Here is a 25768-nt window from a genome sequence, read left to right as displayed (position 1 = left end):
ACCTTCCCTCAGATGAAGCAGGACTGCATTCGAGGGCAGTTTATCCATCTGCCCAAGGTTGGGCCGGTCAAGCTGGTCCAACACCGCCCTTTGCCCGACGGTTTTACAAAGTAGCCAACCAGCGCAAAGATTTTCACTACAAGATGGCAAAGAAGTTGTTAAGTAAGGGGAAGCACATTGCTCATGAGGCGCTTACTATTAGGGGTCTGGCTAGAAGCAGACTAGCCAAATCTGTTGATGATGCTGGGTGGGGTGAGTTCCTGCAAATTTTGGCAGCCAAGGCTGAAAGAGCTGGGCTGTTGACGATTGCAGGGGATCCCCGCGGCAGCAGTCAAGGGTGCTCGGGGTGTGGTCGAGATGTGCCCAAAAAGCTGCATGAGCGGTGGCACGATTGTCCGCACTGTGGGTTGAGGATTGGCAGGGATCACAGCTCGGCGAGGGTCATCAAATCTAGAGCGGTGGGGCGTCCCGTTCTTCAAGCTCAGGAAATGTCCTGCTATTGGGCAGGAGTCACTGGGAAGCCCGCACTCTATGCGTCAGCATGAGTGCGGGAGTACGTCACGAATGTTGGGGGTTTTGGGGAGAGGCAGGCGTGCTTTCCGGCTCGGGTTTGGGGGTGGCTGGGTCTGAGGGAGACGGTTCAGAGGTTGGGCTGCCCGACGAGACAGCCACCATGGCGTGGCGAATCACCAAGTCCCCCAGCTTGTAGCCCGGTTGATATTCGACGGCCACCACATCTTCGGGGTACTCGCTGCTGGGCTGGCGGGCTATGGCCTCGTGCAGGTTAGGATCGAAGGGCTGGCCTACCGATTTCATGCGGGATACGCCCATCTTTTTCAAGCATTCCACCAGCAAGCGATAGACGCTTTGGTAGCTGTTGTGCACCTCCCGCTCGCGGTCGGTCTCCAGCTTTAACTGCTGCTGCGCCCGCTCAAAGCTATCCACCACAGGCAGGATCTCCAGCACAAATTTCTGCCGTTCTTTTTGGCTGAACTCCTCTTTTTCCCGCTGGGTACGCCGTCGGTAGTTCTCAAAATCGGCATAGAGGCGGATGTAGGACTCTTCCTTCTCTTTCAGTTGCTGGCGCGTTATTTCCAACTCCTGCTGGAGCTGCTTTAAGGTTTCGCTGAGATCCTGAGAAGCCTCAGCGCTGGCTTCGCCAGAGGAGGTGCTGGCTTCCGCTTCACGGTCTTCCAAAATCAGCTTCTCCAGCTCTGCTTCTACGTCGATTTCCTCTTCCTGGAGTTCAGGATAGGCATCTTCTGTGGGCATCGGTTGCTTTTCTTCAGCAGTCATGGGTTATGTCGACAAGCGTGATTAAGGAGCAGTAACGTCGGGTGCCGACAGTTTGGCAGTCTCAAAACCAGCGTCGCAATCAGCCAAACTGGGCTCTGTGCTGATCGTATTCTACCGACTCCTCTGCCAGCCAGTTGAGATCCCTAGTTGTTCTAGCCTACCAGCAGGCTGTCCTGGAGCTGGCCCAAGCTCTGGGGAAAGTAGATCTCGGCCAAGTTGGGAATGAGGTGCCAGTTGTGGCGGTAGATGGGCTGGATGGGGGAATGGGTGTGAATGTGGCGGGCGAGAAAGTCGCGGATGCTGTCGGCGGAGATCCAGAGGGTTTGGGCTTCTTGGAACATACTGTAGCCCCCCCCACCGCCGGCGCGGTAGTGGTTGATGGCCAGGCGAAAGGTCTGATCCGGCTGCACCGGCTGGCCGCGAAATTGTAGGGTCACCAAGCGCTCGCCTACAGGGCGGGTGAGATCGAAGCAGTAGTCGATGCCGTGGTAGAGGTCGAAGGTGTAGCCGCGGGCTTCGGGGGCGACGACAGAGGCGGGATCTGCCGGGAGATGCTCGGGATCCAACTGGCGAAAATAGCCAGCGGTTTGCTCGAGGGCGCGTCGCAAGATGTCGCCGGTGATCTCCAAGACGCAGAGGGTGTTGTCGTAAACGGTGAGGCTGTAGGCGTCTTGCAGAAAGATGGGGCCCGCTGCCAGGCCGGCACTGCTGCAGATGTTGACCAGGGAGAGCTCCGCCGAAAGGCCGGCCTCCCGTACCGCCTGCAGTTGGGCCTGATGGAGCAGCTCTGCTAGGGGGTTGGCCCCAAAACGGGCTGCCAGCCCGCCGCGATAGGCACAACGGGCCTGCCCAATGGGCTGGCGGATGTAGCGCAAGGTGGCCTGGTGGTAGGGCTCTGTCAGGGCCAGGAGTTCGGGATCGGCAGGGATCCCTTCCGCAGCCAGCAACTGGGCAGTTTTCCCGACAACTTGCCAGCGTCCGCCGTGGCGCTCCAGCTCCAAAGACACGTGGGAAAGGTGGCTGCCCCAGTAGCCGGGCTGCACCACCAGGGCCTTGGCCCCCCCCAGGCCGGCAATGGTCTGATGGGTGTGGCCGGAGAGGATGACGTCGATGCCCTCGAGCTCGGCCAGGGCCAGCAGCTCGTTTTCCCCCACCAAGCTTTTGTTGCTGGCCCAGCCGCGGCGATCCGGGCTGCGCCAGCCCTCAGGGCTGCGCAGGGGAGGCAGTTGGCTGGAACCGCTGTGCAGGATCAGCACCAACACGTCCACCTGGGGCCGTAGCAGCGACAGGTAGTGCTGGGCAGTTTCCAGCAGGGGGGCAAAGCGCAGCCCCGCAATGTAGTCGGGCCGCTCCCAGGTGTCGATGCGGGGGGTGGTCAGCCCCAGCAGGCCGACGCGGATCCCGGCCTCTTCTCGGATGAGGTAAGGGCGAAACAGCGGATCCCCGTTGTGGCGGAGAATATTGGCGCACAGGGTGGGACAGCGGAGATCGGCGGTGAAATCCTGCAGCACCTGCAGCCCAAAGTTAAAGTCGTGGTTGCCGGGGGTAAAGGCGTCGTAGCCGAGGGCGTTGAGGGCGTGGGCCATGGGATGGGGGGAGACCCGCTCCACCTGGGCATAGTAGGTGCCCAAGGGGGATCCCTGGATCGTGTCGCCGCTGTCGATGAGCAACACTGGATCCTCGCTGGCTGCTCGCACACGCTTGATCAGGGTGGCCAGCTTGGCCAAGCCATGTTCTGCAGGGATCCCGGCAAAGTAGTTCCAGGGATGCAGGTTGGCGTGGAGATCGGAAGTGTGGAGAATTGTTAACCGCATTCCAATATCATAACTGAAGCAAAAGCCGCAATCCAAGCTCCCGTTTTCTGGGGAAGGGGGCCGTCACCTCAGCAAAAACAGCACCTGCACGCAGCCCACCAAAAAACCCAACAGCCCCCCCAAGTTGACGATGGCCTGCAGTTCCTGGCGCACAATTTGCTGAATGGCCTGCTCCAGCTCAGCAGGGGAGGTGGCGTTGACTTTGTCGGCAATCACCTGATCTAAGTTCAACACGGGGATCACCTGCATCATCAGCGATTCCAGATCCCGCTCTAGGTAGCGCTCCAGGATCAAAGCCAGGTCGGCGCTGATCTGATCGATGGAGGCGATCAGCGCCTTGGAGTTGCGCAGGCGACCCAACACCAGGCTGGCCACTTTTTCCCAATCGATGCTCTCCCCCAGCCCCTTGATAACCTCTGGCCCTTGGCTGCGCAGGTAATCTTGGATCCCATCGCGCAGGGCACGGCGCAACTGACGTACGGCGGAAACCGGCAGGTTTTGCAGGGAGAGGTTCTGCAGGATCTCGGTCAGGCGGCGGGGGGCGTTGATGTCTTTGAGCAGATCTTCCAAGATGGCCTCTGCCCCTTCCGGCTCCTCCAGGCAATAGGTGCGCAGGCGCAGCAGGGCGTTTTTGAGGCCAAACAAGTTGGCCACCAGCCAGTAGGAGCCGGTGGCCCGCTCGCGAAATTCTTCATCCAAAGCTTCGATGTTGCGATCGGTGAGAAAATCCACCAGGTTCTGCCGCAACACCTTGGGGGGCAGCGCCTGCTTCAGGATCCACTCCGAAAGCTGCCGGGCTTGCTCGGCGTTGAGGCGCAGCTCTAGCAGCACCTGGTCGAACAGTTGGTTAATCGGCCCCTCCAAAAAAGTCTCCTGGCGGGCGAGCACCTTCACCAGGCGGGGCAACGACTCGTTGAACAGATCGGCCAAGATGCGCGCCAGCACCTGAGCGGTTTGCTGCTGTTGCTCGGGGTTTTGCAGCCGATCCAGCGCCACCCCCAGCAGCCAGCGGATCCCTGCCTGCATGCGCTCAGTTCGCAGCAGCTTGCGGGCCAGATTGTGCAGCTCCTCTGGCGTGAGCAGGGATCCCATGATGGTCTTGGCAATCTGCTTGGCCAGGCGGGGCTGGTTCTGCGGGATCAGGCCGGGCGTGAAGGGGATGCGCCAGCCGAAAATCCGATAGGCCCGGTAGGGCCGGAAGAGCATCTTGATGGCGATGTCGTTGGTGAAATAGCCGATCACCAGCCCGGCCAGGGGGGGCACGACGTAGATCCAAAGGGCCATGGAGCAAACTTGGGGGGATCTTCTCTACTCTACCGACCCGCTCCTGCTCGCTTCTTGTCAAGGCTATTGGATGATCAGGCTCTCGCTCAGTTCCAGTTCCACCAGGGCGTTGGGCTGCAGCGTCACCACCCGGTCGATGTTGGTACTACCTGCAGCAGCACCCGCCAGGCCGCCGGCCAGGATGGGCAAAAAGCCCCATCCCCCTGTGAGCACCCCCAAGGCCAACCCGCCCGCCGCCCCATAGCCCGCCCCACGGGCGACGGTGGTGCCCACATCGGCGTTGCGATCCAACCCAACCGGGAGCAGTGCAGACTGGCCTCTAATGAGATAGGTAGAAGGGCCGATGGTGAGGCGGTTGGCCACAAAGCGGTTGCCGAGGATCTGTTTCCGCAGGTCGGCATTGTCTTCGCCACGACTGAGGGGATCCCTGGGCCTGTAAACCGGCTCAAAGGTGCCCCACACCACACTCCCTGGCGGGATCACCACCTGGCCAAAGCGATCCAGCACTGGCTCGGAGACTTCCAGGTTGGCGCTGATGGCCTGGTAGGGCTGGAAGGTGATGGGTCGGTAGACCGTAAGAGGAATACGGGTGCCGGCAGGCAGCTCGCCCCGCGCGGCCCCAGCCAGGTTCCCCCCTGGGCTGAGGTCGGGCCGCCGTTGATAGGAGTAGGCTTCGCCTGGCGGAGCTGGTCCACCTGGGGCCGCTTGAACGGGCACCACCGGAATTGGGGCCGGGCTCGGATCCCCCGGTGGGGGGAGGGGATCCCCCGTGAGGGGCATTTGCGGCACCTGAGGCACAGGCGGCAGGGCTTGCGGAGCCGTGGAGCCGGGCGGGTTGCTGAGCAGAGGCAGGGTAGGGACGGGATTTGGCTGAGGGGCTTGGGGCGTGAACTCGAACTGCTGGGCAGTGATGGGAGCGACCGCCGCAGCCCACAACACCCCACTCACCAGCCACCCAAAGCCAACCCTTTGCCACGACGGCAAAAACGGCTGCAACGCTGAGCTCATGGATCCCGTCCAGTCACAACTGGCAGTAGCTTAGCATCCTGACCAGCTCGTGCCCACTAGATGTAGTATCTAGGGGCAACCCATTGGCCTTTAAAACACCACTAAAGCCTGTTCATGGGATCCCTCTTGCCTAAGAAGGGCTGGGAGAGGGAGAAGGCAAAGGCTCCACTACAGGCTCTGGGGTGGGGGTAGGCGTTGCTGTTGCGGTCGGAGTCGCTTCCGGTGTGGGCGTGGGTGTGGGAGTCGGCGTGGGTGTTGGAGTGGGTGTGGGTGTTGGAGTAGGGGTGGGCGTTGGAGTGGGTGTGGGCTGGGCGGCCTGCACCTGGAAAGACCACTGCTGGATGGCGGTGTTGCCGCTGGTATCGGCAATTTGGACGGCAATCAAGGTCGGTCGATCGGTGGGCAGCGGCTCGGCTGGGGTGTAGGCGAAGCCGGTGCGGCTGAGCTGAGCTTGGGCGGTAACGTCCACGTTGTTCACCAGCAGGGTAAAGCTATTGAGGTCGATTCCCTGGTCATCTTGAAAGCGAGCGGAGATGGATGGGCGCGGGTTGTCGGTCACCGCTCCGTTGGGCGGCGCCAGGTCGCTGATGGTGGGGAAGGTGGTGTCGGTCACCCGACCGATGCTGATGGTTTTGTCCGGCAATCGCACCAGGGTCACCAGCCCATTCCGCTCCAGACGGGCAAATACTGGCGCTTCCGAGGCCCGGTCTTGGCTGCGGAAGGTGTAGCTGCCCTCGTATTGGCCGGGGCGGGTTTCCTGCAGGGGCAGGTTGTAGGCAATGCCGGGAATGGAGAAAGACGCCTGCGCCCCTGGCGATCCCAGCAAATACACCGTCAAGGTATCTCCCGGCTTGACGGATCCCAGCTCCTCGCGGGCAAAGAAAGTTCTCACCTCTGGGGCGGCGGGCAGCGTTTCCACCAGCGGCTCCACGGGGATATCCGGCGTGGCCAGGGGCTCAGGCGTGGGGGGGACCTGAGCCAGAAGCTCGGTGCGGATCCCTGGCCCGGGGATGGCAGCTCCCACAGGCGGGTCTAGGCTGGGCACCCGGCCCACCTTGGCCAGCGCTTGGTAGGTGAGAGCCGCCACTTCCCCCCGCGTGGCCACCGCCTGGGCATTCAGTCGGGTGGGATCAGGGTAGAGCACCAACAGACCTTCTTGAACTGCTGTCGCGATGGGGGCGCGGGCAAAATTGGGAACCAAATTGGCATCGGTAAAGCCGGACAGAATGGCTTCAATTTGACCGGGATCCTCGAGGAGCCTGCCGTTGGTGGCGGCGCGGGTCAGAACGGTGATGGCCTGGGCGCGGGTGAGGACATCGTTGGGACGGAAGGTGCCGTCGGGAAAGCCGGAAACCAACCCCGCTGCTGCCGCCGCGCCGATGGAGGGAGCTGCCCAACTGGGAATGGGATCGGCAAAGGGGCGCACAGGGACGTTGGTATCTAGCCCAAAAGCTTTGGTGACGATAACGGCAAACTGGGCCCGCGTAATCGACTCGTTGGGGCGAAAGGTGCCGTCTGGGAAGCCGCCGATGATCTGCCGCTCATTGAGCCCGGCGATGTACTGGGCGCCCCAGTAGGTGCTGATATCGGAAAGTTGCGCCCAAACGGGATCCGCAACCAGCAACAAACTGCCCCAGCTCGCTATCACGGCTGCCGCCTTCCAACTTTGCCAAAGAGAAAACTCACGCATCCCCTACAACTCCTCGCTACCTGCTAGAAAGGCTCTAAGAAAAGACATCGGCCCAAACAATCAACAATCGAAGAAGAGCCGGATGGAGTTACCCACTCCGTAACCCTAGACGAAAAAATCTCCTGAAAAGTTCTATCGGTTTCCGAAGTTTCACGGGGCGGGATTGGGGTAGCGCTGGTGCACCGCCTCAATTTCTGCCAGGATCGCAGGCGACAGCTCCACCTCGAGGCAACTGAGGTTTTCCTTGAGCTGGGCCAGGTTGGTGGCCCCGATGATGGTGCTGGTGACAAACCAACGGCTGCGCACAAAGGCCAAAGCCAACTGGGCAGGGGTCAGGCCGTGCTGGCGGGCAATGCGCACGTAGGCAGCCACGGCCTCTTCCACATTGGGCTTGCGGTAGCGCTGGCCAAAGCCCTCGAACAGGGCCAAACGGGATCCCGGCGGCTTGGCGCCCCCCAGGTATTTGCCCGTCAGCAGCCCAAAGGCCAGGGGGCTGTAGGCCAGCAGCCCTACCTGTTCGTGGCGACAGACCTCCGCCAGCCCCATCTCAAAGGTGCGGTTGAGGAGGCTATAGGCGTTTTGAATCGAGACTACCCTGGGCAAGCCCAACTGCTCGGCCACGTGGCAGAACTCGCAGACTCCCCAAGGGGTTTCGTTGCTCAGGCCGATGTAGCGCACCAGGCCCTCCTGCACCAGTTCCGCCAGACCCTGCAGTTGCTCGGCAATGGGAACCGTGGGCCGCTCTTGAGAGGGATCGTAGGCCACACCCCCAAACAGGGGCACATAGCGATCCGGCCAGTGGATTTGGTAGAGGTCGATGTAGTCGGTTTTCAGGCGCTTGAGGCTGCCGGCCACCGCCTGTTTGAGGTTGTTGCGGCTAATCGAGAGAGACCCGCCGCGGATCCAGTGCCAGGGCCGCCCCGGGCCGGTGATCTTGGTGGCGATGACAAGGCGCTCCCGCGGCTGGTGCTGCAGCCACTCGCCGATGTAGCGTTCTGTGGCTCCCTGGGTTTCCGCCCGCGCCGGCACCGGGTACATCTCCGCCGTATCGATGAAGTTGATCCCGTGTTCTACTGCGTAATCGAGCTGTTCCCAAGCCTCAGTCTGGGTATTCTGCTCACCAAACGTCATGGTGCCGAGGCAGATCTCCGAAACCTGCAGAGGACTGTGGCCAAGCTGGCGGTAGCGCATGGGAACTTGCCGTCTCCAACCCTAAACAGCACACCAGTCCCCATTGTGCCCAAAACTTGCCAGCCCCTGGGATCCCTGCCCCTACTCTTGCTACAGCACAGGCATGTACTCGCGGTAGATCTGGTTTAGGATTTCCAGGCCAATGCGGGTGCGACTGTCGGGGGGACGCAGCTCGATGGCTGCCCTTACTTGCAAGATGGTGCCCACCGGATAGGGCGAGCGCAGCTCCTCCCGCTTGCCCAAAAACACATCCGTGAAGTAGTCGATCAGCCGCCGTACCTGCGCCATGTCCTTGCGGGAGATCTCCATATCCAAAACGGTGGCCAATTTGGCTCGCATGGCTTGAAAGCTCTGTTGGCTGGTGTTGAGGGCCACCCGCTTGGCCAGGCTGTCTACCACAATTTGGCTGATCTTCTCCACATTTTGAGTCACGATCTCGCGGTGGCGGCCAGCAAAGCGCAGTTGCACTTCATCTAAAAATCGTTCGCGCTCCAGGATTTGGATGCCCTGCTGCTCTAGATCCACTCCGTAGCTTTGCAACTGCTTGTACTGATTCAAAACCCATTGGTTGTAGAACGAATCGGCCAAAACCCGCCAATAGCCAATGATCGTCGCCTCGGCAAAGGGGATGCTCAGCAAATAGGCCTCGCTGGTAATCTGGTGCAAATGTTCGGTCAGCTTGTCCCGCTCTTTTTCGTCCAAGTGGGAAGTGCGGGGCACCCAGACGGCTCCGTACTCGCTTTTCACCTCCACCGGCAGGGATGTGAGGAGAGTGTCGAAAAATTGATGGAGGCTGAAAAGGAGAAACTTATTGGGATCCTGCAGGCGGTTGAGCAGCTCTTGTTTTTTCTCTTCTTGATATTGGGCTACCAGCTGCTGGGCCTCGGCGGCCTGGCTGCGCGCTGCCTCCACATCTTGCCGCAGCTTTTCGATCTCTTCTGCGCTCGGCACCTCGCCAGCAGCAGGCTCCCCCTCTCCACTGAAATAGCTGCCGCGCGGCCCTGGATCCCCAAGGCTTGCCAGCGGTTCGTCGCTGTCGTTGTCCAGCGTCAGCAGGTGAGAAAGAGCCTGCAGCCGAGCCCGTCGATTGGAAGAGTAGAGGGATCCCACTTCCACCGGATCCCGACTTTTCCAACCGTCCAGTCCACCGATGCGATAGAGCGTGTAAAAATACTTGCTGAGCAGAATTGCCAACAGATGCTTGTTTTTGACCTCGTTGTACTCCAGGTAGGCCCGCAGACACAGTTGGAAAGCGATGTTGGGCAAGCTGCGACACACCCCTATGATGTGGGAGTACACCCTTTGCAGGTGCGGCCGAAAGCGGCGTGGGATCGCCTCGGGCCGCAGGCCGCGCAACAAGAACTCCGGCTGGCGTAGATCTTGAGGGGTGAAGTAAAAACTTTCTTGCCAAAGCAGCTCGTCCAGGTCGCGGGCAAAAATCGGCTTCAACTGATCGATGATCTGCTCGACAACCGCTTCGTTAAAAACCGGTATGATTTTTTCAATACGCAGTTCCTCGTAAATAGAATGCAGCCGCTTGCTGCGAAAGTCTTCGATCGAGATCAGCCCCTTCATGGTTCCAATCCGACCGTCGCTCAGCAGGAACTTATAGACAACTTCAGCAGTGGCGCCTGGGGAGAGAACGGGAGTTCCGGTCAAGTCGGGGCAAATTTGCAGGGGGCGCAGCAAGCGGCTGGTTTCACTGATGCTAAAGCAACTCCAAGCTGCCGGGTTGAGCACCACCGACGACAGGCCGGCCAGCAATTGCTTCTCGTCCAGATCCTCCAGCCGGATTTCTCCCCTGGGAGCTTGGCGGGGTGCCGCGGCTGAAGCCGCCTGCGAATCCCGAACGGACGGAGGAGATAACGGTAGAGGAGACGCGCTCATGCAGCCAAGGCCGTTTAACCTCAAAGTTCACTCTAGACCGGCAAAGGATGGATAAGATGTGATCCGTATCTCTTTGTCCAATGGAAGTCTCTAAAGCAGAATCTGCCCAAAAACCCCCCCGCTGTTATCTATTCCCACCAGTATCTTGAAACGGTCAGCTTTTGGGTAGCGTGCAACCACGGTTTTAGGGATCCACTAAGGGATACGCAACTTTAGCTCTGGGGGATGAGGTTGCTGAGGCTTTTCCGCTAACCGCCCTCCAAGCCGGTTTTTCTGCCGCAACTCCTGGGCTAGGATAAACGGTCTGCCTACCAGTACGGGCTAGAGTTGCGTTTTAATTCGGGTTGATTCGGGATTGAGGTGCAGTGGTCATGACGGCCATTTTGATTGTGGACGACGATCCCACGATTCGGCTGGTGTTGAAGCGATCCCTGGAGCGGCAGGGCTACACCGTCGAGATGGCCAGCGGTGGCTTGGAAGGGCTGGAGAAAGCTCATCTCCTAACCCCGGGGCTGATTATCTGTGACTGGATGATGCCGGATATGGATGGGCTGGAGGTCTGCCGGCGCATCAAGGCGGATCCCAAGTTTTCCACCACCTTCTTTATTTTGCTTACCGCTCGCACCGAAGTCGAAGACCGCATCCAGGGCCTGGATGCCGGGGCAGATGAGTTCCTCAGCAAGCCCATCGATCCCAATGAATTGCGGGCGCGGGTGCGGGCTGGGCTGCGCTTGCACCAGCTCAGCTATGACCTGCAGCAGCAAACGGCCCGACTGCGGGCGGAGTTGGCCGAAGCAGCCAGCTATGTGCGTTCGCTTTTGCCCAAGCCGGCCGACTTCCCACCTCACCAAATAGCGATTGAGTGGTGCTTTTTGCCCTCCCAGGAGCTGGGGGGGGATTCGTTTAACTACCACTGGCTAGACGAGGATCACCTGGCCATCTACCTGCTAGATGTGTCAGGGCACGGGGTGGGATCCGCGTTGTTGTCGGTGTCGGTGATGAACCAGTTGCGTTCCCAGAGCCTGCCCGATACAGACCTGCGGCAGCCGGATGCGGTGTTGCGCGCCCTCAACCAATCCTTCCCAATGGGATCCCACCATGAAATGTACTTCACCCTTTGGTATGGGGTCTATCAGCCGGGATCTCGCTTGCTTTCTTTTGCCAGCGCTGGCCACCCCCCCGCTCTGTTGGTTGCGCAATCAGACCCCATCCCCCTAGAGCTGAAGACCCCCAATTTGCCGATTGGCATTTTGCCCGATCAGGACTTTGCTAGGGACGAAGTCCGGATCCCGGCCAACAGTTGTCTCTACGTGTTCAGCGACGGGGTTTACGAAGTGTCCAGCTCGGAAGGGATCTGGGGGATAGAGAACTGGAAGTCCTTCCTAAGCAAGCATGCCTGCGTTGGCCTCGATCACGTTCTGCAGCACATTCAGTCTTTCCGCGGCAAGGCCGATCTTGAGGATGATTTTTCTCTGCTCCGTATTAGCTTTGGCTAGTGCAAGCCCGCTCAAGCTGAGCCGGGGGCTGCTCTCCGAAGCTCCTCCCACTGGCTAGGGGTAAAGGTACGGAGGGCTAGGGCGTGGAGACGGCCATCCTGAAGGTAGGGCTTCAAGGCCTCGTTCACCAGCCGGTGCTGTTTGATGAGGGGGAGGCCTTGGAATTGCTCAGCTACGACGACAGCCTGAAAATGGTTGCCATCGCCAACTGTATCTTCTACCTGCACCTTGGCTCCGGGCAGGGCAGCCTGTATCAACGCCTCGATTTCCCGCGGATCCATGCACCGTCTTCCTAGCTTCGGCTCAAGACAACTTAGAGAAGCTCTCCCAATGCCTGCAGATGTTGAGTTCCTATAGCGGGGACTGGATTTGAACCAGTGACCTTCGGGTTATGAGCCCGACGAGCTACCAGGCTGCTCTACCCCGCGGCGCTTTTCTAGCCTAGCTTGTCCTCCGGCTAACCGGCAAGCCTACACCTTGAGTTTCGCCGGGCATTCTCTTCGGGGATCCCCGTCGCACCTGGATGAGCTGGGCGGTGATGCTGATGGCAATCTCGGCGGGGGTTTCGGCGTGGATCTCCAGACCGATGGGGGCAAAGAGCCGAGTAAACTACCCGACTCCGACCGCTAAAGCGGTACGGAGCGGGCTTTCAGTAGCCCTGAGCCTGCTCTGCTCTACCAGAGAACAAAACAGGCCCGAACCTCTAGGCTGGTTTACGACAGCCCCCAAAAGCGCAATCACATTCGCACCATTCAAATCCGCATCCCCTTCCCATCCACAGTGTCCACACTTAAACTTCTTTCCACTGCGGTAGGATTGCGCAGGGTCGGGATGAATGTGCAAACACCGGTGGCAGGTCTGCGACGTGTAGGCAGGCGGAACAAGAATCAGAGCAACCCCCGCACGCAGAGCCTTGTACTCCAAAAATTGACGGAGTTGATAAAACGCCCAACTATTTGCCCGCCTACGCTCTGTCTTGCTGCGTGGCTGTTGATTGACTCTTTTCCGGATCCCTGTCAGGTCTTCCAGAGCAATAGCGCTGTTTGTCGCCTTTGCCCTAGAGACAATAGCTTTGGAGATGCGATGATTGACCCACGCCTGAAAGCGCCTCTCCTTGCCAGACAGCCGTTGCAACAGTTCTCTGCATCTGCGCCGCGAACTGCGGGTGCCCTTACTGGCTTTGCGTTGAAGTACCGCCCTCAACCGCGAGTGATGGTCTCGGACTTTGTTCAACTGCTGTCCATTCCAGTTATCTCCTTCCGATGTATGAGCAATATCCGTCCTGCCCAAATCCACCCCCAGCACTCTATCCGTGCGTTGCGGTGGGGATGGCTCCGCTTCCACACAGATTTGAATGGAGTAGGAACCGTCTTTGCGCTTGACCAGAGTGGCAGATTTGGGATTGGAGCCTGCCAACTGTTCTCTCTGGTAGCGGCCAATCGCCAGCTCAAAGCGCTCCCGACCCTCCACCGTGGTCAGCGACACCGTCCAGTCTTTCTCGCGCAACGAAAAGATACGGGCATCGTAGGTCGCAAAGCCTCTCTTGAACGCTTTGACGGGGCGGTTTTTCTGTTGGGCAACTTTACGGGCACCGGCCAGCCGTCTGCAGACTTGCTGAGCCAAGTTACTGGACAAGCCAAACCGAGCGCGAATCTGGTAATAGCAAAGGGACTGGAGTTTGACTGCGTTGACTACTTTTTCTGGTGTGTTTTGGTTGACCCAGTTCAACGCCTGCACAAAGGCATCCATTGTCGCATCCAACTTTGCGGCTTGCGACTGGGACACCTTGAGCTTGCAGGAGACGGTCAGGACTTGGGTCATGGTTCTATCATAACTTCCGCATTCCTCCCGACACTGACCCTACGGGTACAGTGCGGGGCTCCTGCGATTTCTAGCTGAAGGCGGTCTCCGGGATCCCTTCCTGGGCCAGGGACAGGCCGCAGTGGCCCGCTCCGACGATCAGCAGGGTGGGGGAAGGGAGGAGGGGCTCGACCCAGGATCCCGCGAGGAGCTGTGGGCGGGATGGCAGGGGGGCAAAGTGCTCCGCACCGCTGTCGCTAAGGCTGAGGTAGGGGAACCCCTGAGGATGGAGGGGAGTGATCAGCCAAGCCCTTTGCCCTTGGGTCAGAGCCTGGAGGATCTGGGCCACCAACGTTTGGGCAAGGGATCCCTGCCATCGCTGTAGCCAAATGTGCATCCGTCCCCCGCAAACGCCCAAGGGAGGGCTGTTGAGATCGAGGGAAACCGGCATCCCAGCCGGCGAGGACTCCCCATCGCCATCGCCAACGGGAACAGCGGTCTGCAAAAGGGTTTGCGCTCGGGCAATGACTTCCGCTTCGGCAGCCCCACCGCCAACAGTGCCCAACAGGGTGCCATCGGATCCCACAGCCAGTTTCGCCCCCGCCTGGCGAGGCACAGATCCCTGGGTGCGGATCACGGTGGCTACCACCAGCGGCCCGCGGGAGAGCATGACTCTAGTCAATAATAAGCTCAACTATACTGAAAATAATGTATAATATGTTCAGTACGGATTACTACCAGTTGATCTTTCTGTTTACTTTCGAGTCTGCCAACATGGTAGCCAAAGCAAAGCAGAAAATTGGTAGTAAGACGACACGGAAACTGCGCTTTGGGTATTCTACTCAAAGCTTTGCGGGATACCGCCATTCTGTTTGGACTCCGTCCCGCTAACGCGAATGGAAACAAACAGAATGCTATCGCTGCATAGTTGAACAGTGATGTTCAGCAGTGTTCAGCGTAAATGTATCAGCATGTCTGCCAACTGTCGGTAAAAGGTCTCGTCCACCTCAGCCTCGGTTATGCCTACGGCACCCTAGCGGGAACGGTCAGGGACTCAATGATCAAGAAAGCCCCTCTAGGATGGCCTGATGGAAGGCAACCCGGAAAGCCTGGAATCCGTTCTCCTGCCGACCGTGGTAGACGGCGTTGGTGAGCAGCGTCACCACCAGCTCCCGCTCTGGATCGATCCACAGGGAGGGTCCGGTGAAGCCGGTGTGGCCGAAGGCGCTGGGGCTGAACGGGTAGCTGCTGGCCAAGGGATCCGGGGAGCGCAAGGCAAACCCCAAACCCCGGCGCTCGTGACAGCGGTGGGCATCCCCTTGCTGAGGCAACTGCTCGCGGGTCATTTCCCTCACCGTCTGCGGCTGCAACAGGGATCCCGTCAAAAAACTCTCTCCGAAAGCGGCTACTTCCTCTGCCGTGGCGAATAGTCCGGCATGGCCGGCGATCCCGCCCAGGCGGGCGGCATTTTCGTCGTGAACCTGCCCCTGTAGGCGGCGCTTTCGCCAAGGACACAGCTCGGTGGGGGCACAAGAGACAGAGACAGGGGGTGGGTCGAAAGGATCCCCTGGATAAAACTGAGTTTGGCTCAGGCCCAGAGGCTGCAAGATCCGGGCATGCAAGATCTGATCCAGAGGGGTTCCGCTCAGACGTTCCAAAGCCAGCCCCAGCAGGATCAATCCAAGATCGCTGTAGACTCTGCGGGATCCCGGCCTGTAGGCCAAAAAGGTGTGCAGGGCCATGTGCCGGGCCGATTCGGCATCGGGCTGTCGAAACAGGGGCCGCCAGGCGGGCAAACCGGCGGTGTGGGCCAGCAACTGCCGCACCGTCACCTGTTCTGTTGCAACAAGCTGGCCTAAGGATTCCGGTTCCACAGCAATCCATTTCCCCGGCTGCAGAGGATCTTCATAGGGGGCAATGGGGCGGGATCCCTGAAACTCCGGCAACAGGAGACTCACCGGTTGATCCAGCAGCAACGCTCCGGCTTCCACCAGGGCCATGCAGGCGGTGGCGGTGTACAGCTTGGTCAGCGAGGCCAGGTCAAAACGGGTGGCCGAGGTTGTCGGTTGGCGCCGGGTCTCAGGGTCGAGATGGCCTGCCGCCCTTGAGTAGATACACCTTCCCTTGTGGCGGATGACCACCTGGGCAGCGGGGAAAAGGTGGGGAATGGCGGAGTTGAGCAGCCCCTCCAGCAAGGTCGGATCCCAGCCCATCTGCCTCCTCTCCTCCCGGCTTGAGGATCCCCAGTCCAACAAACAACTTGTAACGGTGTTTACAAAAGCCTACCGCTTCCCCAGCTAGGATGCCACCACGGCAGGCTACATCATCAAGGGATCCCGAGTGCGGCTGGAGTTGTTGCAAGCCTTTTTGAACGTGGTGGAAACGGGCAGCTTTTTGGCCGCTGCTCGCCTCAGCGGTCTGACCCAATCGGCTATTAGCCGCCAGATCCAGGCCCTGGAAGAAGCGGTGGGGGCTCCGCTGTTGCATCGCAAAAGCCCGGTGGCCCTAACTGTGGCCGGGGAACGGCTTTTGCCCCATGCCCGTCGCATCTGTCAAGAATGGCAGCGGGCTCAGGAAAGCATTCGAGAATGGCTGCAGGGCCAGCAAACCGAGCTCTGCATTGCCGGGATCCATTCCCTGATCGCCCATCAACTGCCGCCGGTGCTGCAACAGTTTTGCCGGGAGTACCCAGAGGTGCAGTTGCGGGTTACCGCTCTGGGCAGCGACCGCGCCTTGAAGGTGCTCAGGGATGGGCTGGTGGACGTGGCCCTGGTAATGGAGAATCCCCTGATGACCCGGGGGGCAGAACTGGTGGTGGAGCCACTGTACTCGGAGCCAATTCAAGTATTGATGCCCGCCACCCATCCCCTCAGCCGCTACGAGCGGATCCCCTGGAAGGTGCTGGCGGAGTATCCCCAGGCTGTGTTCAAGGATGGCTATGCCATGCGCTCCTTGGTGGGATCCCATCTGGCCCGACAGGGGCTTCCCCTGAAAGCAGCCCTGGAACTGAACACCTTGGATGCCTTTCGGGGGGTGGTGCGACAGGGGCAGTTGATTGCCCTCCTGCCGGAGTCGGCCCTGGTGGACTGCTGCGCCGATCCGGATTTGCAGGTGCGACCCACCGAGCCCCCCCTATTGAGGCGACAGGTGGTTATGGTTACCACCAGCGATCGCTATCGGATCCCTCCCATTCGCCGGTTTTTGCAGTTGGCCGCCCAGCTTATCAGGCAGTCTGAGGTTGAGCCTGCTTCCGGTACAGATCCCCATTTCCCTCAGCCCTCTGCCGGGCTGTTGTCAGTTCTGTAGGGATTTTTTGTAGAAATTTCTGTAAGTTGTCAAATACCTGTATCGGTAGTTGCAAGTGTTCCGCCGTTATCTCCCCCTACTTGGGTAGCCCAGCGCTCCCGACCGCCGATGCTATGAGCCAAGAGTTTCGCGAGCTGTTGAAAAAAATCGGCAGCGGCACCCACACCCACCAGGATCTCAGCCGGGCAGAGGCCGCCAGCGCTGCTCGAATGCTCCTGCGGGGGGAGGCCACTCCCGCCCAGATCGGGGCTTTTTTAATTGCCCACCGCATCAAGCGCCCCACTGCCGAAGAGCTGGCCGGTATGTTGGATGCCTACGCAGAAGACGGCCCTCTTCTGCCCCAACGGGATTTGCCCCATCCCTTGATCATCTTTGGCCATCCCTACGATGGCCGCTCGCGGACTGCGCCGCTGGGGGTGCTGGTGGCTTTGCTGCTGGCGGCGGCAGGGTCAGCCGTTTTGCTGCATGGCTCTGGCTTCTGTCCCACCAAGTATGGGCTGCCCTTGGAAGCGGTGTGGCGGAGCTTGGGGGTGGATTGGCGGGGGCTATCCCTGGAGCGGGTGGGGCAACTGCTGGAACAAACCGGGCTGGGATTTTTGTATTTGCCCACCTGTTTTCCCCAGGCTCAGGCCCTGATGGACTACCGGGATCAAATCGGCAAGCGCCCCCCCTTGGCCACCTTGGAGCTGGTCTGGACACCCTACCAAGGCCCCTTTCACCTGGTGGCCGGGTACGTGCATCCGCCCACCGAGGCCACGATGCTGGAGCTGTTTGCCCTGCGGGAGATCCGGCAATTTACCACCGTCAAAGGTTTGGAAGGCAGTTGCGACCTGCCGCGGGAACGGGCGGCCATTCTCAACCAGGGCGGGAAACGGCTGCTCTTGAAGGCTCGCGATTGTCACTTGGCAGGCCCGGAGATTCCCCTCTCCGGCGAGAAAGAGCTGCTCCAACAGATGCAGCAGGTGCTCAGCGGGGATCCCTGTGAACTCACCCCAGCCGTTCTCTGGAATGGGGGCAGCTATCTGTGGCTCCTCGGCCACGCCCCATCCTTGCCAGAAGGGATCCAACAGGCGGAAGACCTGCTTCGCTCTGGACGGGTGATGGAGAAGCTGAAACAACTGATCCAGGTGGTTGACCTGATACATTTACGCTGAACACTGCTGAACATCACTGTTCAACTATGCAGCGATAGCATTCTGTTTGTTTCCAACCAGAATGGCGGTATCCCGCAAAGCTTTGAGTAGAATACCCAAAGCGCAGTTTCCGTGTCGTCTTACTACCAATTTTCTGCTTTGCTTTGGCTACCATGTTGGCAGACTCGAAAGTAAACAGAAAGATCAACTGGTAGTAATCCGTACTGAACATATTATACATTATTTTCAGTATAGTTGAGCTTATTATTGACTAGAGTCATGCTCTCCTAGGGCTGGGATCCCCTGTTTCGATGACTAGAGTCAAGCTCTCCAGCCCAGGAAAGAAAGCCCCCCGGCCAGCTCCAGGGGGCGAGAAGCCGAAGGTTGGATCCTTTAGGGCAACAGCTCCTCGATGGCCTCCTCCTTGGTGTTGGTGCGGCGGGAGAGGGTGCGGCGGTCGAAGGTCATGTGGATCTCCCGGTTTTGCTCGCCGTCGGCAGCCACAGCAAAGATGGGGAAGTCGATGTTGCCATCCGGGAAAGCCATGTGGAAGCGGAAGGTGCCATCGGGGTTGAGCTGGATCTTGCGCCCGCCGATGGTGACGGTGGCATCGGGCTCCGTGGCCCCATAGACAATCAGCTCGGCATCGGCCACCAGCCAGAACTTGCGGGAGCGCCGCGGCAGGACTTCGGAAGCGCCGGAGAACAGCCCTAGTCCCGACCCGGAAGCCATCCAGGGAGCAGCAGGCACTTCGGCCATGGCCATAGCCATTCCCATCATGCCCACGCCCGACGGGATAATAAACGAGCTGATGGCCTGCTCGGGCACCAGTTGACGGCTGCCCATCTGGTGGCTGCCAAACAGGGATCCCGCCACCCGCATCGCCTCGAAGCCGCCCACCATCTCCAGGAAGGGATCCGCCGTCCTCTGCCGCTGCGGCTCGTCGCCTTTGTAGGCCACCACGCCCATGCCGGTGGCGCTGCGCTTGTAGGGCTCGGTGAGCTGGTAGAGGGTGCGGCCCTGGAGGGGCATGTCAAAGGGCACCGTCAGGAAGTGCTCTTCAAACCAGTCGGAGGGAAAGACTGGCGGCACCATCACCGCCGCCGAGCGGGCCAACATCAGCCAGCGGCCATCTGCGGTCCGGTAGCCGATCTCCACCAAATAGGAGCGGTCGCTCACCGGGATCGGCAAGTACCACTCGCGGGCCAGCTCGTCACAGGGGTACTCCTGCATGCTGTGGGCCGGCTGGCGTTCGAAATCGATATCGGTTACGTCGTAGAGGCGCAGCGCCAACTGCTGCCCTCCCTCGCGGCGCTTGCTTTCTTTAGCCTCGTTGGGCACATCCCAATAGGCGTAGGCCCACTGGGGATCCCGCGGCAGCAAAACGATGCGGCTTTCGCCATAGCCATCCGGCAAATCCCCCAGCGGCTTGTCCACATCGACCAGATCGGGATTGCTACGCCCTGGGCCGACAAACTTGGTGCCAGTCACCGCTTCTTGGCCGCTCGGCTCCGGCATTGTATCGGCGGGGCGGCCAGCTTTGGCCTGGGCCTCCCGGACAGCCTGGATGAGCTGATCCTTGGTCATGCGGCTGTACTTGGGGATCTGGTAGCGGGCAGCTTCTTCTCGCAACTGCCGGATGGTCATCTCTTCCAACGGGATCCGCTCTTGTGGCATGGTCGGGGTCTCCTGTCCTCAACAGATCGGGCTTGTGCGCACACTCCACTGGCTAACCCAAAGGCCGATCCCAGCTTGTGGCTAAGGGCAACCCCTGGCCCACTGGGGTAACAGCCTGCTTGGCGTTTTCCAACCGCTGATGACCATAGGTCGGGATCAACGGGGATCAAAGGAATGATGAACTTATGTTCACGTATTTTTGCCTATTGGTCAAGAGCTTGGGGATCGCTGGGGATCAAAGCCTCGTTTTCCCCGCCATCTCGAGTCAGGGATCCCCAAAATGGGCTTGCGGCCCGCCCTTGCCGGCGGATGGGCGGCCAAGCATCAGCCGCTGCTCTCCAGTCCAAAAGAGGACTGCGCGGGATCCCCTGCCGCACCGGCCTTGCCTGGGTAGCATGGGGGAAGGGTGAGCCGCAGGTTATCAGGCCAAGAGGTGTGGGCATGAGGTGGTGGAAAGATAGGACTCACGGTGCAGGGATGCGAGCGATCTGGGCAGCGCTGGGGATCCTGGTCTGGCCGGGGGAAGCTGTTGAAGCGCAAACCCTGTTTCCTCCCCTCTACCGCCTCCAGGGGGGATCCCCTGCCCCAGCGGTTGAGAAACAACCCCTCCCGGAAGAAACGCCTTGGCGTCCGGTCACTCCCGACCAGGTAGAAAACGTAGAGTCGGCGTTTCCTGTCGAGGACGCAGGGTCGGAAGGGCCGATTTTCGATCTGGACTTGTTGCGGCAGTTGGGCACCAGCCCCGGCGGCGGCTCTGGCTCTGGACAGGGAGACGTGATCGGGCCCGGCAGCGGCCAGAGCGGGGTGCGCGGCTCCAGCCCTGGCTCAGGGATGGGCCCAGGGGGTGGAACTGGCCTAGAGGCGGGATCCCGGCGGCGAGAGCCCCAGGTAACTGGGTTAATTGTCGATGCGCGGGGCCTGGACTTTTTGCCCAGCCAGTCGATGCGCCTTTTGGATCCCGACGGCAACCCTGTTTACCCGCCTATCAACCTTGGCCAAGACCTCAACGCCGCCTTTGTGGGCAGCGAGGGCACCGCCGCCTACACCACCTCGGAAGAGCAGGCCCGCTCGCTGGTCAACCGGATTGGAGAACGGCCCCACCGCCTTCGCGCCATGCGCACGCTGGGTTACGACCTGGTGATCTCCGCCGAAGACGCCTTCAACCTGCGCCAGATGAACGCCAGCAGCGGCTTTCTGGATCGCTTTGCCGTGGTGGTCATCTGGGATGGCAGCCAAGCCAGCCGGCCTTAAAGTCTGGCCCAGGGATCCCGGCGCTGGCCGCGAAGGGGATCTGGGGATGCTAGCCTAGCAAACGTGCTCCGCACCGCCGACGCAAACGGCTTTTTTTGGGGATCCCAACCCTATGCAACGGTTTGCCAACCAGCCTCTGCGGGAACGGCCCCACCTAGCGGTATTTTCTTCCAGCAAGGTGGGCAACTTCGTGGTCACCGTCCCCCTCTTGCGCGGCCTCAAGGAGAAATACCCCGGCTGTGTCCTGGATTTTTTCGGCAGCGAGACCACCCGCGACTTTGAGCTCCACTGTCCCTATATCGACTTCAGCTTCCCCCTCTACAGCCGCCGCCCCGATTACCTCGAGGCCCTGACGGCGGCAGTGCGGGATCGGGTGGCCCAGGCCGGGCCCTACGATCTGGCCATCAACTGCGACGAGTTCAGCGAGCTCAACCTGGTGGCGGTGACGGCCCTGCGACCCCGGTACATTGCCGGGGCCGGCTTGACCCTGGATTTTCGCCGCAAGTTGGATCCCGGCTCCGACCCGGTGCAGCGCATGCTCCAGGACGACGACTGGAACAGCCTGGCGTTTTTGCAGCGCTACAAAGATATCCTCACTAGCAACTACATCGCCGAGATCTTCTGCCGCCTGGCTTACGTAGAGACCGACTTTTTCCGCCTGGAGCTGCCCAGCCGGGATCCCGACTTTGCAGTACCGGAAGTCTTGGTGCACATCACCACCACCCGCCGTGCCAAGATGTGGCCCTTGCAGTACTGGCGCCAGGTGATCGAATGGTGCCAGGGGCAGGGCTTGCAGGTGGGGCTCATTGGCAGCGCCCCCGAGCTACAGCGATCCCTCTACCACGGCGACGGCGAAGACCAACTCCTGATCCAGACGGGGATGATCGACCTGCGGGGCAAGACCGGCCTCCTCGAGTTGGCCGGGGCCCTGAAGCGGGCGCGGGTTTGTATTTCCGTGGACGCGGGGCCGATGCACATTGCGGCGGCCGTGGGCTGCCCCACCATTGCCCTGTTTGGCAACGACGCCGATGGCGATGGAGCTAGCCCCGTGCGGCTGTGGGCTCCACGCCTGCCCCATGTTTACGTTACCCAGACTTCCTATAAATGCCGGATCTGCGCAGAAAACAAGTTCAAAAACGAAGCCTGCCTGGTGGAAGGCCACCCCTGCATGGCCCACCTCAAGCCAGAGACAGTGATTGCCTACCTCCGACAGATCCTGAAGAAGACCTAGACCTTCCAGCCCGTCTCTCCCCTCACCCCCAGCCCCTCTCCCTCTGGGAGAGGGGAGCTGTGGAGCGAGGGAACAACTTGTTCATGGCTATTTGAGATGGCCATAGCTCCCAGGGATCCCCGCCCCGCCGATCAGATGGGCCAGTGGACGGCAGGGAGTGCCCAGAAGCGCAGCCGGATCCCTAGGAGCCTGGTTAAGCTGAGAGCCCGAGGCTGAAAACTCTGTGCCTAAACCATTTGGGTGTGAGCTGTGACTTTGGGGACGGGGTATCGCCACCAGGTGGATCACCTTGCCGAGCGGAGAAACAAGAGGGCTTGGCAAGGGGTTGCCCTGAAGCTGCTGGCCACCTTCTGCTTTGCCTGCCTGGGGGCGATCATCCGCCTCAACACGCCTGCCCTGCACCCTTTTGAGATTGTGTTTTCGCGCAACCTATTCGGGTTTCTTGCCCTGGTACCGCTGCTTTTGCGAGCAGGGATCCACTCGCTGCGCACCGCCAAGATGAGCTTCTACCTCCTGCGCTCGGCAATCAGCACGGTGGGGATGCTGCTTTCCTTCTGGGCGGCCAGCCTCTTGCCTTTGGCAGAGGCCACGGCGCTGAGCTTTGTCCAGCTTTTGTTTGCCGGCATGATGGCGGTCTGGGTATTGGGCGAACAGATGCGCCCCTCCCGCTGGCTGGGGTTGGGCCTGGGGTTTGTCGGGGCTTTGGTGGTGTTGAGGCCGGGCTTGCGGGAGTTCTCTTTGGGAACGGGGCTGGCCTTGGCGGCGGCAGCGCTCTTTGCCTGGGTAACCATTGTGCTCAAGATCCTCGCCCGCACCGAGTCCAGCCTCACGATCACGGCCTACATGGGCCTGTTGCAGACCCCCCTTTCCTTCTTGGCTGCTGTTTGGGTTTGGACCTGGCCTTCGCCGGAGCAGTGGCTGTGGATGGCAGCGATGGGGCTGTTGGGCAGCCTGGGCCAGGTGGCCCTCACCCAAGCCTACAAGCTGGCTGAGGTGACGATGCTGCTGCCTCTGGATTTTTCCCGCTTGCTCTGGGCCAGTCTAATCGGTTTCTGGGCATTTGCCGAGCTCCCAGATGGGTGGACCTGGCTGGGCGGAGCCCTGATCTTGGCAGGCGCCACCTCCGGGGCCTACGGCGAGGCGCGGCGGCGGGTGAGGAAAACTCAGGCCCGTACCGGCAAAGTTTAAGGTGGCAGAGGCTGGCGGGCCTAAAGCCGCAGCAAGGCGGGGCTGGAGCTGGTCAGGTCGGTGGTGGTAAGAGCCACCAGCAGGGCTTCCGGGCTGACGGGGAAGGGCAGGTGGTGGATATCGGAGCCTGGCTGGCAGGCCACCTGGGCTGCTTGCAGCAGCTCGGCGGATCCCAGGTGGTCGAGGTGGAGATCCCGCAAGTTGAGGGGCAGCCCCACCTGGCGGTAGAACGCCAGCAACTGGGTGCGGGCGGCCAGCGCCAACTGGCTTCCCTGCAGGATCTCCTCTAGGCGGAGCTGGGCCAAAATGCCAAAGGCCACTTTCTCCCCGTGCAGGGTGGCCCGGTGTCCCGGCAAATGGGTTAGGCCGTTGTGAACGGCGTGGGCGGCCACGGTGCGACACTTGGCCCCTCCCAAGCCGCCGACGATCCCCGCCAGGCAAATGCAGGCATCCACCACCTGCTTCCAAGCCGTGCCACCCGGCTCCCTCAAGGCCGCCACCGATTGTTGCAAGAGCAAATCCCGCAAAACGCGGGCCTGCTGCACAGCTCCGATCACCAGGGCATCTTCCGAGGCGCCGCTGCTGACAGAAGACTCGTACCACTTGGCCAAGGCATCTCCAATCCCGGCCACCAGGGTGCGCGCCGGGGCCTGCAGGATGAGCTCATAGTCCAGAATCAAAGCGGCAGGTGCCCGATCCAAAGCCACATCCCGCTGAAAGGCACCTGTGTCAGAGTAGATGTTGGACAGGGCGCTCCAGGCGGCACAGGTGGCGGCGGAGGTGGGCACCGTCGCCACCGGGATCCCCAAGCGATGGGCCACCAACTTGGCCGTGTCTAGGGCCTTGCCGCCCCCCACCCCTACAATGCCGGTTACGGACTCTGCCGTGGCCAGGGCCTGTAGGCGAGCCAGCTCCGACTCGCTGCAGTCGACACCATAGGTGCTCCAGTAAACCTGAACGGCGGGATCCCGCCCCAGATTGCGCTTCAGGGGCAGCTCGGCCACGGCCAGGGAGCGCTCCCCCCCGATCACCAACACGCGGGATCCCAGAGCTGTCAGGGGGACAGCCTCGAGGATGCCGCTGCCGCGGTATAGCCGGCCTGGGGCCGGAATGGCCAGGTCGAATTCACAAGTTCTCAGCATTTCAAAGAGGGGCGATAGGGTCAGCCCAGTGTCCATATATATAGATACAGACTACGATTCTAGCCGCAAGTTCTGCCTTTCCCATCTAGGGTGTAGCTACAGGCAAGCCTCGCTTGCTTGGAACGGGTTGGGATCCCTGGCAGGGGAGGGTCAGCTAGCACAAATCTTTGCCAGCAGTCAACTGCAAATGGTGGTAACCCCCAGACAAATTGGGTAGTATGCGTCTAGCAGTGGCGCAGAGGGCAGGGCGTGTTCGGCTTTCTTGGTGGCTCCAAAACTCAAACCATGCTTGGGGTAGATATCAATCCCGAGCGCCTTGCTGTTGCCCAAGTCAAGAAGCAGGGCAATGGTCGCTATCGTCTGGTTCACTACCACAGCGTGGAAATGCCAGAGGGGGCAGTGATCGAGGGGCGCATTCTTGATCCGAGCACAGTTGGCTTGACATTGGCCAACTTACTAAACGAATACAAGGTGCCCACCAGCTTGCCAGTGGCGACCGCGGTGCCGGTGCGAGAGGCGATCGTCCGTCTCATTCGCCTGCCTGCTGACCTGCCTGCCGATGAGTTGCGGCGGGTGGTTCTAGAACAGGAGGCGGAGCTCTACATCCCCTACCCCCGGGATCAGGCGGATGTGGACTACCAGCCCCTGGGCCTAGACCTTTCCCAGGATGGCATTGAGCGCATCGAGGTGCTGCTAGCAGCCATCCCCAAAGAGGTGGTGGACAATTACCTGGCCGTGCTGCAGGCGGCCAACTTGAAGGCGCGCTGTGTGGAGCTGGCCAGCTTCTCCCTCATTCGCACCATCCGTGACCAACTCATCCAGTACAGCCCCCAAGAGGCGGTGTTGCTCAGCTCCATCGGCTACGACAGCAGCGAGATCAGCATCTTGGTCAACGGCATCCCGCAGTTTACCCGCACCGTCAACATCGGCACCATTCACATGCGGCAGGTGCTAGCCCAGGCCCTGAATTTGCCGGTTAGCCGCACCGGCGACCTGTTGCGAACTCTAAGGTTACCCTTGATCAACCCCGCCGATGTTTTGGCCACGGGAGAGCAACCGGTTCCCAGTAACCCGGGCGTGGCAGCCGTGGCGCGGGTCGTTTCCGATTTGGCGGACGAGCTGAGGCGCTCCATTGATTTCTTTACCAGCGCAGAGAGTAACTCCCCTGTGGTGAAGGTATTGTTGGCTGGGCCGGGGGCGGCTATTGGCCAAATGGATGGTTTCTTGTCGCAGTCGCTGAGCCTGGCCGTAGAGTTAGCGGATCCCTTCGGCAGCATCCTGATACCGGATTCAATCGAGGTGCCCTTGGAGGAGCGACCGGCGATGGGAGTGGCCCTGGGGCTGGCCATGCGGGAAGCCAGCAAGTAGTCTTCG

Annotated in this window: 23 protein-coding genes, 1 tRNA gene and 3 pseudogenes; 10 read left to right on the top strand and 17 right to left on the bottom strand. The window is 60.6% G+C overall.

Annotation, left to right across the window (positions count from 1 at the left end; all coding sequences use genetic code 11):
- Nucleotides 1-143 precede the first annotated feature (143 nt).
- A complete protein-coding gene (locus SYN65AY6A5_RS14140) occupies nt 144-545 on the top strand; it encodes a transposase (RefSeq protein ID WP_240530486.1) in 402 nt (133 codons plus the stop codon).
- A 13-nt stretch (nt 546-558) separates the two neighbouring features.
- On the opposite strand, the gene grpE is transcribed toward SYN65AY6A5_RS14140, so the two are convergent.
- From grpE to SYN65AY6A5_RS06620, 7 genes are all read right to left on the bottom strand, one after another.
- Nucleotides 559-1296, bottom strand: coding sequence for a nucleotide exchange factor GrpE (grpE, locus tag SYN65AY6A5_RS06650; RefSeq protein ID WP_228375447.1), 738 nt, complete (start codon nt 1294-1296; stop codon nt 559-561).
- Between the two features lie 152 nt (nt 1297-1448).
- Nucleotides 1449-3110: a bifunctional UDP-sugar hydrolase/5'-nucleotidase gene (locus tag SYN65AY6A5_RS06645; protein ID WP_011429855.1), complete on the bottom strand. Its 1662-nt coding sequence runs from the start codon at nt 3108-3110 to the stop codon at nt 1449-1451.
- 63 nt (nt 3111-3173) lie between these two features.
- Nucleotides 3174-4394: a DUF445 family protein gene (locus tag SYN65AY6A5_RS06640; protein ID WP_011429856.1), complete on the bottom strand. Its 1221-nt coding sequence runs from the start codon at nt 4392-4394 to the stop codon at nt 3174-3176.
- A 63-nt stretch (nt 4395-4457) separates the two neighbouring features.
- A complete protein-coding gene (locus tag SYN65AY6A5_RS06635) occupies nt 4458-5402 on the bottom strand; it encodes a hypothetical protein (RefSeq protein WP_041438197.1) in 945 nt (314 codons plus the stop codon).
- Between the two features lie 130 nt (nt 5403-5532).
- Entirely contained in the window at nt 5533-7092 is a 1560-nt protein-coding gene (locus SYN65AY6A5_RS06630; protein ID WP_168174242.1) for an S-layer homology domain-containing protein, read from the bottom strand.
- Between the two features lie 150 nt (nt 7093-7242).
- Entirely contained in the window at nt 7243-8283 is a 1041-nt protein-coding gene (locus tag SYN65AY6A5_RS06625) for an NADP(H)-dependent aldo-keto reductase (protein WP_011429859.1), read from the bottom strand.
- 90 nt (nt 8284-8373) lie between these two features.
- A complete protein-coding gene (locus SYN65AY6A5_RS06620) occupies nt 8374-10170 on the bottom strand; it encodes a hypothetical protein (protein WP_240531001.1) in 1797 nt (598 codons plus the stop codon).
- Nucleotides 10171-10541: 371 nt separating this feature from the next.
- On the opposite strand from SYN65AY6A5_RS06620, the gene SYN65AY6A5_RS06615 reads away from it, so the two are divergent.
- Nucleotides 10542-11666: a SpoIIE family protein phosphatase gene (locus tag SYN65AY6A5_RS06615; RefSeq protein ID WP_011429861.1), complete on the top strand. Its 1125-nt coding sequence runs from the start codon at nt 10542-10544 to the stop codon at nt 11664-11666.
- Nucleotides 11667-11677: 11 nt separating this feature from the next.
- Here the strand turns inward: SYN65AY6A5_RS06615 and SYN65AY6A5_RS14395 are convergent, their stop codons facing one another.
- Entirely contained in the window at nt 11678-11812 is a 135-nt protein-coding gene (locus tag SYN65AY6A5_RS14395) for a BolA/IbaG family iron-sulfur metabolism protein (protein ID WP_240527421.1), read from the bottom strand.
- Between SYN65AY6A5_RS14395 and SYN65AY6A5_RS14390 the strand changes: the two genes are divergently transcribed.
- Nucleotides 11750-11962 (top strand): hypothetical protein, encoded by a 213-nt coding sequence (locus tag SYN65AY6A5_RS14390; protein ID WP_240527422.1) that lies wholly within the window; start codon nt 11750-11752, stop codon nt 11960-11962. The two genes, SYN65AY6A5_RS14395 and SYN65AY6A5_RS14390, sit on opposite strands and share 63 nt — an antisense overlap.
- 58 nt (nt 11963-12020) lie before the next feature.
- Here SYN65AY6A5_RS14390 and SYN65AY6A5_RS06605 read toward each other — a convergent pair.
- The 4 genes and pseudogenes from SYN65AY6A5_RS06605 to SYN65AY6A5_RS06590 all read right to left on the bottom strand — a co-directional run bounded on the left by SYN65AY6A5_RS06605 (nt 12021) and on the right by SYN65AY6A5_RS06590 (nt 14136).
- Nucleotides 12021-12094, bottom strand: a tRNA-Met gene (locus tag SYN65AY6A5_RS06605).
- 13 nt (nt 12095-12107) lie between these two features.
- A pseudogene (locus SYN65AY6A5_RS14780) lies at nt 12108-12260 on the bottom strand (hypothetical protein); the annotation flags it as partial.
- A gap of 15 nt (nt 12261-12275) precedes the next feature.
- Nucleotides 12276-13487 (bottom strand): RNA-guided endonuclease TnpB family protein, encoded by a 1212-nt coding sequence (locus SYN65AY6A5_RS06595; protein ID WP_011429863.1) that lies wholly within the window; start codon nt 13485-13487, stop codon nt 12276-12278.
- A 70-nt stretch (nt 13488-13557) separates the two neighbouring features.
- Nucleotides 13558-14136 carry an XdhC family protein gene (locus tag SYN65AY6A5_RS06590; protein ID WP_049749728.1) on the bottom strand — a complete coding sequence of 193 codons (579 nt, stop codon included), beginning with the start codon at nt 14134-14136 and terminating at the stop codon, nt 13558-13560.
- 50 nt (nt 14137-14186) lie between these two features.
- On the opposite strand from SYN65AY6A5_RS06590, the pseudogene SYN65AY6A5_RS14775 reads away from it, so the two are divergent.
- Nucleotides 14187-14394, top strand: a pseudogene (locus SYN65AY6A5_RS14775) (hypothetical protein); the annotation flags it as partial.
- Between the two features lie 133 nt (nt 14395-14527).
- Here the strand turns inward: SYN65AY6A5_RS14775 and SYN65AY6A5_RS06580 are convergent.
- Entirely contained in the window at nt 14528-15679 is a 1152-nt protein-coding gene (locus SYN65AY6A5_RS06580) for a serine hydrolase domain-containing protein (protein ID WP_099884105.1), read from the bottom strand.
- 127 nt (nt 15680-15806) lie between these two features.
- Between SYN65AY6A5_RS06580 and SYN65AY6A5_RS06575 the strand changes: the two genes are divergently transcribed.
- Together SYN65AY6A5_RS06575 and SYN65AY6A5_RS06570 are read left to right on the top strand one after the other, a co-directional pair.
- Nucleotides 15807-16772, top strand: a complete 966-nt coding sequence (locus SYN65AY6A5_RS06575; protein WP_011431998.1) for a LysR family transcriptional regulator — start codon at nt 15807-15809, stop codon at nt 16770-16772.
- A 113-nt stretch (nt 16773-16885) separates the two neighbouring features.
- Nucleotides 16886-17926 carry an anthranilate phosphoribosyltransferase family protein gene (locus SYN65AY6A5_RS06570; RefSeq protein ID WP_099884103.1) on the top strand — a complete coding sequence of 347 codons (1041 nt, stop codon included), beginning with the start codon at nt 16886-16888 and terminating at the stop codon, nt 17924-17926.
- Nucleotides 17927-17950: 24 nt separating this feature from the next.
- Here SYN65AY6A5_RS06570 and SYN65AY6A5_RS14770 read toward each other — a convergent pair.
- The 3 genes and pseudogenes from SYN65AY6A5_RS14770 to SYN65AY6A5_RS13825 all read right to left on the bottom strand — a co-directional run.
- A pseudogene (locus tag SYN65AY6A5_RS14770) lies at nt 17951-18134 on the bottom strand (hypothetical protein); the annotation flags it as partial.
- Between the two features lie 164 nt (nt 18135-18298).
- The gene (locus tag SYN65AY6A5_RS06560) at nt 18299-19582 is read right to left on the bottom strand and encodes a DUF4912 domain-containing protein (RefSeq protein WP_099812268.1); all 1284 of its coding nucleotides are present in this window, start codon (nt 19580-19582) and stop codon (nt 18299-18301) included.
- Between the two features lie 203 nt (nt 19583-19785).
- Entirely contained in the window at nt 19786-20025 is a 240-nt protein-coding gene (locus SYN65AY6A5_RS13825; protein WP_011429871.1) for a hypothetical protein, read from the bottom strand.
- A 34-nt stretch (nt 20026-20059) separates the two neighbouring features.
- Here SYN65AY6A5_RS13825 and SYN65AY6A5_RS06555 point away from each other — a divergent pair, with 34 nt between their 5' ends.
- The 3 genes from SYN65AY6A5_RS06555 (at nt 20060) to SYN65AY6A5_RS06545 (ending at nt 23252) form a co-directional block, all read left to right on the top strand.
- Nucleotides 20060-20833 carry a hypothetical protein gene (locus SYN65AY6A5_RS06555; RefSeq protein WP_228375449.1) on the top strand — a complete coding sequence of 258 codons (774 nt, stop codon included), beginning with the start codon at nt 20060-20062 and terminating at the stop codon, nt 20831-20833.
- A 112-nt stretch (nt 20834-20945) separates the two neighbouring features.
- Complete coding sequence (locus tag SYN65AY6A5_RS06550; RefSeq protein WP_011429872.1) at nt 20946-22064, top strand: glycosyltransferase family 9 protein; 1119 nt, start codon at nt 20946-20948, stop codon at nt 22062-22064.
- A gap of 249 nt (nt 22065-22313) precedes the next feature.
- Nucleotides 22314-23252, top strand: a complete 939-nt coding sequence (locus SYN65AY6A5_RS06545; protein WP_240527702.1) for a DMT family transporter — start codon at nt 22314-22316, stop codon at nt 23250-23252.
- Between the two features lie 20 nt (nt 23253-23272).
- Here SYN65AY6A5_RS06545 and SYN65AY6A5_RS06540 read toward each other — a convergent pair whose 3' ends face one another.
- Nucleotides 23273-24430 (bottom strand): iron-containing alcohol dehydrogenase family protein, encoded by a 1158-nt coding sequence (locus SYN65AY6A5_RS06540; protein ID WP_240531000.1) that lies wholly within the window; start codon nt 24428-24430, stop codon nt 23273-23275.
- A gap of 249 nt (nt 24431-24679) precedes the next feature.
- Here SYN65AY6A5_RS06540 and pilM point away from each other — a divergent pair, with 249 nt between their 5' ends.
- Complete coding sequence (gene pilM, locus SYN65AY6A5_RS06535; RefSeq protein ID WP_240530483.1) at nt 24680-25762, top strand: type IV pilus assembly protein PilM; 1083 nt, start codon at nt 24680-24682, stop codon at nt 25760-25762.
- The last annotated feature ends 6 nt before the right edge of the window (nt 25763-25768 follow it).

This window comes from Synechococcus sp. 65AY6A5 (genome assembly GCF_002760415.1).
Taxonomy (GTDB): Bacteria; Cyanobacteriota; Cyanobacteriia; order Thermostichales; family Thermostichaceae; genus Thermostichus.
The sequence above is the reverse complement of the archived record's forward strand: the minus strand, read 5'-3'. Positions and strand labels throughout refer to the sequence as shown.